The 2,917-nt window shown below is 52.8% G+C and carries 4 protein-coding genes and 3 tRNA genes; all 7 read left to right on the top strand.

The features are described 5' to 3' along the window. The first annotated feature begins 150 nt into the window (after positions 1–150). Complete coding sequence (gene birA / locus AC1RMX_RS29655) at positions 151–1,104, top strand: bifunctional biotin--[acetyl-CoA-carboxylase] ligase/biotin operon repressor BirA (protein ID WP_096823092.1); 954 nt, start codon at positions 151–153, stop codon at positions 1,102–1,104. Continuing rightward, positions 1,094–1,843 carry a pantothenate kinase gene (locus AC1RMX_RS29650; RefSeq protein WP_102620890.1) on the top strand — a complete coding sequence of 250 codons (750 nt, stop codon included), beginning with the start codon at positions 1,094–1,096 and terminating at the stop codon, positions 1,841–1,843. Before birA ends, AC1RMX_RS29650 begins: the two co-directional genes overlap by 11 nt. A gap of 7 nt (positions 1,844–1,850) precedes the next feature. Continuing rightward, positions 1,851–2,276 (top strand): hypothetical protein, encoded by a 426-nt coding sequence (locus AC1RMX_RS29645; protein ID WP_096823090.1) that lies wholly within the window; start codon positions 1,851–1,853, stop codon positions 2,274–2,276. A 143-nt stretch (positions 2,277–2,419) separates the two neighbouring features. Next, a tRNA-Tyr gene (locus tag AC1RMX_RS29640) sits at positions 2,420–2,504 on the top strand. 25 nt (positions 2,505–2,529) lie between these two features. Further along, a tRNA-Gly gene (locus AC1RMX_RS29635) sits at positions 2,530–2,603 on the top strand. 26 nt (positions 2,604–2,629) lie between these two features. Then, positions 2,630–2,705 (top strand) — tRNA-Thr (locus tag AC1RMX_RS29630). A gap of 84 nt (positions 2,706–2,789) precedes the next feature. After that, the coding region (locus tag AC1RMX_RS29625; protein WP_232859055.1) for a GTP-binding protein at positions 2,790–2,917 on the top strand (128 nt) is incomplete at its 3' end.

Below are 2,917 nucleotides of genomic sequence, written 5' to 3'. Positions count from 1 at the left end.
AGTAGGTCATCGTCAAGATTAAATTCCGAAACCCCAATTGCGAAAGCAGTTGGGGTTTTGTTTTGCCCGCAGGAAAGCGGGTTGTTTGAATTCTATGCAACAGCTCGGTGCATGGCTATTATTCGGGCCTCATTCCGAGGCGAGACCTGCATGCTGACGTTGTTGAACCTTCTGAAGGATGGACGATTCCATTCCGGTCAGGCTCTGGGAGTTGCCCTGGGAATTAGTCGAAGTGCAGTGTGGAAGCAGCTTCAACACCTGGAGGCTGAGCTTGGGCTATCCATACATAAAGTCCGGGGGCGAGGCTACCAGTTGGCCTCACCACTGGAGTTGCTTGACTCGCTCAAGATAGAGGAAAGTCTTGCCGGCTGGCCTGTGAGTGTCTTCGACTCCATCGACTCTACTAACGCAGAGTCGCTGCGTGCCGTTGATCGGGGTCAAATGGCGCCCTTTATGGTACTGGCTGAACGGCAAATCTCCGGACGTGGTCGTAGAGGTCGCAAATGGGTAAGTCCGTTTGCCGAGAACCTCTATTACAGTCTCGTATTGCGTATTGATGGTGGGATGCGTCAACTTGAAGGACTAAGTCTTGTTGTCGGTCTCGCGGTCATGCAAACCCTCCGTGCGCTTGGGGTGCCGGGTGCGGGGCTGAAGTGGCCCAATGACGTTTTGGCTGGGCGCAAAAAAATCGCCGGGATCTTGCTGGAACTGGTCGGAGATCCGGCAGACGTGTGTCATGTAGTGCTGGGTGTTGGCATTAACGTGAACATGCAAGCCACTGACGAGGTTGATCAGCAATGGACCTCGATACGGCTCGAGTCGGGAAAAACTTGTGATCGCAATGTTCTGGTGGTTGAGCTGAGCAAACAGTTGCAGCTTTATCTGCAGCGTCATCAATCAGGAGGTTTCTCTGCGCTTCAGGCGGAGTGGGAAGCGAATCACTTATGGCAGGGACTGCCGGTTTCTCTCACGGCGGGTGTCAATCAGATAGATGGCGTGGTGCTGGGGATCGATAATCAAGGTGCGCTACGGCTGAAGGTGGATGGCGTGGAGAAAGTCTTTAGTGGTGGTGAGCTCAGCTTGAGGTTGCGTGATGATTCTTGAGCTTGATTGCGGAAACAGTTTTATCAAGTGGCGGGTGCTGGATGCCGAGGCAGGTGCCCTGGTCGCGGAAGGGGTGGTCGACTCCGATGAGGCATTGGTCAGCGGCCTTCGTTCGCTCGATAAATTGTCTCTCGGCAAATGCCGCCTTGTCAGTGTGAGAACTGAAGATGAGACCAATTTGCTGATTGGTTTTCTCAAGCGTGAGTTCGATATTTCCGTTGTCTGTGCGACACCTGCTCGCGAAATGTCCGGCGTCAAAAATGGTTACGAAGACTACGAGCGTTTAGGCCTTGATCGTTGGCTGGCGATGCTCGGTGGTTTTCATCTGGCTGGTGGGGCTTGCCTGGTTCTCGATTTCGGGACAGCGGTGACTGCTGATTTCATCTCGTCGGATGGTGAGCACCTGGGAGGCTTCATTGGTCCTGGTATGCCGCTAATGCGCAATCAATTGCGTACGCATACTCGAAAGATTCGCTATGGCGATCTGGCGGCGGAACGGGCATTGGCGAGTCACGCTCCTGGGCGCAATACGGTCGAGGCAGTGGAGCGTGGCTGTTCGTTGATGCTCAGAGGATTCGTATTGACGCAGTTGGAGATGGCGCGCTCCTACTGGGGTGAAAGCTTCAGTGTCTTCATCACAGGTGGTGATGCCGAGTTGGTGTCGGATGTCGCGCCTGAGGCTCGGGTTGTTTCCGATTTGGTGTTCGTAGGTTTGGCTATGGCATGTCCTTTGTCCTGAGGTTTGTATGCGTTGGTTGTTTCTCCTGCTTCTGGTACTCAATGTGTTTTATTACGTCTGGCATCAGCAGGAGGCTCCATTGCGTGCAAAGGACGTCACGCCTCTCAGTCTTTATCGTGGTTCGCAGCAGGATATCCGTTTGCTGAGTGAGGCTGGTGATGCCTCGCGAGGTGCGAAGGCTGATGGGCAGTGTCTATATATAGGTGGTTCGGGTCGTCCTGAAACTGCGCAGGCACTGGAACAGCGCCTGAGTGAGCTTGGTGCGAAAGCTCAGCCCTTGCCGAAAGACCTTTCCAGCAATGCATATTGGTTCCGAATCACGCCTGAAACCCAGCGTTTCCTGGGCGATACTCAGTTGCAAAACCTTTCCAAGGAATTCAATGAGTTAAAACACAAAATAATGCTGTGCGAGGGGGTTGCACCTGCGGAATAGTTTGCATAGAATGGCGCCCGCTCCACAGCGAAGACCTGAAAAGGTTGAAGCGGTAGGGCGATGTCAAAGCAGCTAACCTCAGGTTTTTAAATGAGAAAATGCTTGACAAGGGTTTGGCATAGTATAGAATGCCGGCCTGATTAGGAGGGGTTCCCGAGCGGCCAAAGGGATCAGACTGTAAATCTGACGTCTACGACTTCGAAGGTTCGAATCCTTCTCCCTCCACCAGATTTTAGCGTGAGCTGCAGGCTCCGCGGGTATAGTTTAGTGGTAGAACCTCAGCCTTCCAAGCTGATGATGCGGGTTCGATTCCCGCTACCCGCTCCAAGTTTGCAGATTGTGCAAAGTGTTACGCTCTTGTAGCTCAGTTGGTAGAGCACACCCTTGGTAAGGGTGAGGTCAGCGGTTCAAATCCGCTCAAGAGCTCCATATAACAAGGCAGATATGAAAATATCTGCCTTTGTTTTAATGGCTAGGGTTGTTTGCTTATTTCTTCTGTGAGGGGTGATATCGATGGCTAAGGAAAAATTTGATCGTTCCCTACCGCACGTCAACGTCGGAACTATCGGTCACGTTGACCACGGTAAAACCACTCTGACCGCTGCTCTGACTCGCGTCTGCTCCGAAGTTTTCGGTTCGGC

The organism is Pseudomonas sp. GW822-FHT03F04, from assembly GCF_058801405.1.
The sequence above is the reverse complement of the archived record's forward strand: the minus strand, read 5'-3'. Positions and strand labels throughout refer to the sequence as shown.

Bases quoted from the DNA above. Each gene is read 5' to 3' on its own strand.
- birA (WP_096823092.1), top strand. From the start codon at position 151: ATGCTGACGTTGTTGAACCTTCTGAAGGATGGACGATTCCATTCCGGT.
- AC1RMX_RS29650 (WP_102620890.1), top strand. From the start codon at position 1,094: ATGATTCTTGAGCTTGATTGCGGAAACAGTTTTATCAAGTGGCGGGTG.
- AC1RMX_RS29645 (WP_096823090.1), top strand. From the start codon at position 1,851: ATGCGTTGGTTGTTTCTCCTGCTTCTGGTACTCAATGTGTTTTATTAC.